This is a genomic window from Micromonospora sp. M51, assembly GCF_018070305.1.
In the GTDB taxonomy this organism is placed as follows: Bacteria; Actinomycetota; Actinomycetes; order Mycobacteriales; family Micromonosporaceae; genus Micromonospora; species Micromonospora parva.
The window spans coordinates 1-3790 of the sequence record NZ_JAGPXZ010000616.1 but is presented as its reverse complement, the minus strand read 5'-3'; the positions used below and the strand labels follow the sequence as shown (position 1 = coordinate 3790).

General features: G+C 74.2%; 4 protein-coding genes. All 4 read left to right on the top strand.

Going from position 1 to position 3790, the window contains the following annotated elements; all coding sequences use genetic code 11:
• The coding region (locus tag KBX53_RS25615) for a UTP--glucose-1-phosphate uridylyltransferase (protein WP_210862077.1) at nucleotides 1-822 on the top strand (822 nt) is incomplete at its 5' end.
• Nucleotides 819-2132: a gephyrin-like molybdotransferase Glp gene (gene glp / locus KBX53_RS25610; protein WP_030329151.1), complete on the top strand. Its 1314-nt coding sequence runs from the start codon at nucleotides 819-821 to the stop codon at nucleotides 2130-2132. The genes KBX53_RS25615 and glp, both read left to right, overlap by 4 nt.
• A gap of 126 nt (nucleotides 2133-2258) precedes the next feature.
• A complete protein-coding gene (locus tag KBX53_RS25605) occupies nucleotides 2259-2909 on the top strand; it encodes a GNAT family N-acetyltransferase (RefSeq protein WP_030329148.1) in 651 nt (216 codons plus the stop codon).
• A gap of 206 nt (nucleotides 2910-3115) precedes the next feature.
• The coding region (locus tag KBX53_RS25600; RefSeq protein WP_210862074.1) for a hypothetical protein at nucleotides 3116-3790 on the top strand (675 nt) is incomplete at its 3' end.

The window sequence follows — 3790 nt, the reverse complement described above, 5'->3', positions numbered from 1 at the left end:
GTGGTGGACCGGCCGGTGTTGCAGTACATCGTCGAGGAGGCTACGCAGGCCGGCATCAACGACGTGTTGCTGATCACCGGCCGGGGTAAGACGTCGATGGTGGACCACTTCGACCGTCGTCCGGACCTGGAGGCCAGGCTGGAGGAGAAGGGCGACTCCGAGCGGCTGGCGGCCGTGCGTCGGCCCAGCGAGCTGGCCGAGATCTACACGGTGCGGCAGCCCGAGCAGCTCGGGCTCGGCCACGCCGTCGGGTACGCCGAGTCGCACGTCGGTGACCAGCCCTTCGCGGTGCTGCTCGGCGACGAGTTCGTGAAGCCGTCGGAGCCGCTGCTGCCGGCGATGATCGAGTTGCAGGCCCGCACCGGCGGTGTGGTGCTCGCCTTCTTCGAGGTCGACCCGGCCGAGACCAAGCGGTACGGGATCGCCTCCGTCGAGCCGGCGGAGTCGGAGCTCACCGACATCGGTGAGGTCGTCAAGGTGACCGGGATGGTGGAGAAGCCACAGCCGGAGGACGCCCCGAGCAACCTCGCGGTGCTCGGCCGCTACGTGTTGCCGGGCACGATCTTCGACGCGATCCGGCGGACCAAGCCGGGCAGCGGCGGCGAGATCCAGCTGACCGACGCGATGGAGCTGCTGCGCAGCGAGGGCACCCCGGTGCACGCGATCGTCTACCGGGGCACCCGCTACGACACCGGCATGCCGCTGGGCTACCTCCAGACGGTGGTGCAGATCGCCGCCGAGCGCGACGACCTGGGCACCGAGTTCCGGTCCTGGCTGGCCGAGTTCGTCAAGGCCGACGCGGCAGGCGGATCTGGTACATGACCGCGACGGCCGACGCCGAGGCGGCCGCGAACGAGTTGACGCCGCTCGCCGACTACCTGGGCAGCGTGCTGCGCAGGTTGCGCGCGCTGCCACCACTCGACCTCGACCTCACCCAGGCGCACGGCAACGTCCTCGCCGAGGACGTCGTCGCGCCGCACGCCTTCCCTGCCTTCGACCAGGCGGCGGTGGACGGCTACGCCGCGCGCTGGGAGGACATTTCCGGAGGGGGTCGGGGGCCGAGCTACGTCCCGGCCCCCTCCGGCACGCCCGGTGGTCGCACCATCCGGCTCAACGTGGTCGGCGATCTCGGCGCGGCGAGCTGGCGGCCGGTCCGTCTCACCCCCGGCTCGTGCTTCTCGGTGGCCGCCGGGGCGCCACTGCCGGTCGCCGCGGACGTCGTGGTCCCGGTGGAGTGGACCGACCAGGGCATGGCCGCGGTGGAGATCTTCCGCACCCCCAAACGGGGGTACGGGGTACGCCGCGCCGGTGAGGAACTGCCCGCCGGCACCCTGCTCGCCCGGGCCGGCACCTACGTGTCCCCGGCCCTGGTCGCGGTCTTCGCGGCGACCGGCATCGGGCACGTGGTGGTCCGGCCCAGCCCACGGGTGGTCATCGTGGCCACCGGTGACGAACTCGTCGACGTGGGCCGGGGCAGCCAGCCCGGTCAGGTGGTGGACGCGAACTCGCACGCGCTGACCGCCGCGGCGGCCGAGGTGGGCGCACTGGCGTACCGGGTGGGGATCTGCGACGACGACCCGGAGGGGCTGCGCGGGCTGCTGGAGGACCAGACGCTGCGCGCCGACCTGATCATCACCACCGGGGGCACCGGCACCGGCCCCGGGGACATGGTGCGCCGGATCCTGTCCCGCCGCGAGGGCGGCCGGGCCGGGCCGGTCACCTTCACCGACGTGGCGCTCTACCCCGGCACCGCGCTCGGGTTCGGCACTGTCGGCGCCGAGGAGGTGCCGGTGGTCTGCCTGCCCGGTGACCCCGGCGCCGCGCTGATCGGCTTCGAGGTGCTGGCCCGTCCCGCCATCCAACTGCTCGCCGGGGCCGAGCCGGTGTTCCGGCCCAGCGTGCGGGCGCACCTGCTGGAGACCGTGTCGTCGCCGGCGGGGCTGCGCGAGTTCCGGCCGGCGCACGTCGCCGAGCGACGCGGTGGCGGGTACACGGTCCAGCCGCTCAGCGGCGGCCCGTTCACCCTCTCCGGGTTGGCCGAGGCGAACGGGCTGCTGGTGCTCGGCGAGCGGGTCACCACGGCCGCGGCCGGCTCCACGGTGGACGTCCTGCTGCTGGACCGCCGCCGGTGAGGTCTCCCGGCCGGTCCGTCGACCCGGTGGTCACCGGGCGCGCGACCGTCGGGCCGTAGCGGTGGGTGTGCGCGGCCCGGTGGGGCCACTTGCGCGGGACACGGTCCCGCGCGGGAGACTGTGCGGGTGAGTCTCTTCGGACCCGCGCGGTCGCCGGGCTGGCCGGTGGAGTTGGCCGACGGCCCGGTGCTGCTGCGGCCCTACCGGCGCTCCGACGCGGCCGCATGGTCGGAGGTACGGCGCGCCAACCGGGCCTGGTTGGCGCCCTGGGAGTCCTCGCTGCCCGGCAGTTGGGACGAGATGAACTCGCCGGCCGCGTTCCGTTGGGTGCACCGTGACCAGCGGCGTTCGGCCCGCGAGGGTGAGGGCATGCCGTTCGCGGTCTGCCTGCGCGAGGGCGACCGGGACCGGCTGGTCGGGCACATCAACGTGGGCAGCATCGTGCGGCGGGCCCTCTGCTCCGGCTACGTCGGCTACTGGGTGGACGCGCGGGTGGCCGGACGGGGGGTGATCCCGACGGCGCTCGCGCTCGCCGTGGACCACGCGTTCGGCCCGGGTGGGCTGCACCGGGTGGAGGTCAACATCCGTCCGGAGAACAAACCGTCCCGGCGGGTGGTGGAGAAGTTGGGCTTCCGCGAGGAGTCGTACCACGTGCGCTACATGCACATCGACGGCGCGTGGCGGGACCACATCGGGTACGCGATGACGAGTGAGGAGATCGCCGCCGAAGGTGGCCTGCTGGCCCGCTGGCACCGGGTACGCGCCAACGCGGGGTAGGAGGATTTCGCCACATCCTCCCACTCGTCCCACGGACGGGATCGGCGCGGCGCGGTGGCATCCCGGTCGGCGCGCCGTAACCTCAAGTAACTGCAAGCTGCGGCAAGCGCTCCCCGGCCGGACGATCCACGCGCCCACGCGTGATTGGTGGAAGATCCTGCGGTCGGATGACGGTTGCTTCGAATTCGGTGACGGGAGGGGTGAGGGTGCCGACCTCGGTGCTCCTCGCCGTCCTCGCCGCCGCCGGTCTGCTCGCCCTGGCCCCGGCGCTGGTTCGCCGGTACGACGCCACCGAGCGGCTGGTGGCGGAGCGGGCGCAGTCGACGGCGCGGGTGCTCCAGCGCCGCCGACGGCGCCGCACTGTGCCGGGACGGCGACCCGTCCACCCGCCGCGCTCACTCGTCGTCACCCTCAGCGAGGATGCGACTACCGGCACGTTGGGTGCGCCGGTCTCCGCGCCGCCGGCCGCCCGTCGCTCCGGGCGGCTGCGGTCCGTACCGCCCGCGCCGAAGCGATCCCGACGCCGGCCACCGCCGCGCCGACAGCACACCCCCGCCGTGTACCGGCGTCGCCGGGTGCTCGCCGCCCTGCTGCTCCTCAACGTCGTCGTGCTGATCGGCGTGCTGTTCGTCAGCCCCGGGTTCTGGGTCGGCTTCGGGGTCACCTTCCTGCTCCTGGCCCTGTACGTCGTCCACCTGCGAGGTCAGGCCCTCGCCGGGCGTCGCCGCCGCCGGGCCCGCGCCCGGGAGGCCGCCTGGCTGGCCGCCCGGCAGGCCGAGGTGCGCCGGGAGCAGGCCCGCCGGGCAGCGGCCCGCCGGGAGGCGCAACGCCGCCTGGCCGCCCAGCGCGAGGGCGTACGCCGAGCCGCCATGGGCCTGGAC